This window comes from Oleiphilus sp. HI0079, assembly GCF_001635105.1.
In genome coordinates this window covers 1-425 of sequence record NZ_LWFT01000355.1, presented here as the reverse complement: position 1 = coordinate 425, position 425 = coordinate 1, and the positions used below count along the sequence as shown (strand labels likewise).

Sequence of the window (425 nt, the reverse complement as noted above, 5' to 3'; positions counted from 1 at the left end):
CGCCGTCTTCATCTGGGTCAATAAACGTCGTTTGGTAGCCCAAGCCAGCAAGGTATTCAAACACATCAAGAACAGCTTTGTGTTCGGTTTTTGAGGTGATGATATGTCGCCTCTCATCACCCTTGCCCCGCAAATATTCTAACGCCCCTTTGATAGCGAGATTATTGGACTCGGTCGCACCACTCGTCCAGACAAGTTCGCGAACATCACAATGCAACGATTTAGCAATTGTCTTGCGCGCAGCTTCAACGGCTGCCTCCGCCTGCCAACCAAGCATATGTGAACGCGAAGCAGGGTTTGCGAAACATGTTCCAACCCCAAGATAGGCGAGCATTTTTTCAACAACTCGCGGATCGGCCGGCGTTGTTGCTGCATAATCTAAATAAATCATCTGTTACTGTGAACCAAGACTTTACTGTTCGGAA

1 protein-coding gene is annotated in these 425 nt (G+C 48.5%); it reads right to left on the bottom strand.

Annotated elements, in window-relative coordinates; genetic code table 11:
• Positions 1–391: aminotransferase class V-fold PLP-dependent enzyme (locus A3750_RS04775; RefSeq protein WP_156498409.1), on the bottom strand; the 391-nt coding region annotated here is incomplete at its 3' end.
• Positions 392–425: the final 34 nt, after the last annotated feature.